The sequence below is a fragment of the Ralstonia sp. ASV6 genome (assembly GCF_016429285.1).
GTDB lineage: Bacteria > Pseudomonadota > Gammaproteobacteria > Burkholderiales > Burkholderiaceae > Ralstonia > Ralstonia flaminis.
Map to the genome: position 1 here is coordinate 1 of NZ_JAELUI010000337.1, position 632 is coordinate 632.

1 protein-coding gene is annotated in these 632 nt (G+C 68.4%); it reads right to left on the bottom strand.

All coding sequences use genetic code 11. The features are described 5' to 3' along the window. The coding region (locus JHD73_RS27960) for a F390 synthetase-related protein (protein WP_368735569.1) at positions 1-632 on the bottom strand (632 nt) is incomplete at both ends.

Below are 632 nucleotides of genomic sequence, written 5' to 3' on the forward strand. Positions count from 1 at the left end.
TGGCGCCCAGGAAGCCCTCGGTGGCCTGGTAGACCTCGCCCACGTTGCCGAATGCCTGCGCCAACAACACGCGGTCCATCGGTTCCAGCACCTCGGCGCCGGAAAGCACTTGCACCGGTGCGATGTCGAGCCGGCCAGCCAGCTTTTCCAGCGCCAGCGCGCGCAGCACCTGCGCGGGCCCCACGACGATGGTGGGCTGCAACGCCTCCAGCGGCGCGCGGTGCGATTCGAACGGCGCGAACAGATCAAAGAACGCGAACGTCAGCCACGGGTTGCGCACCGCCGTGTACAGGTTGTTGTTGGCACGCAGGAACAGGGCGACGCGCTCCCCGTGCAGCAGCCCGCGCGGCAGCAGCTTGGCGAGCAGGACGCCGGCCCATTGGGCGCGCTCTGCAGGGCTGACGACAAACACGCCGCGTCCGCCCGATGTGCCGGAAGACAGGCCCACCGAATACGGGCCCACCATCGGCCGGAAGTCACGCGACTGCTCGGCCTGGCGCGCGCAGGCCAACACATCGTCCAGGCGCAGGCCGGCGGTGTTCATGGTGTCGAAGTTGGCCATCATGGTGGCCTTGTCCATCAGTGGCCACTCGCGCATCGGCTTGGATGCGAAGGCGCGAAAGTACGGGCTG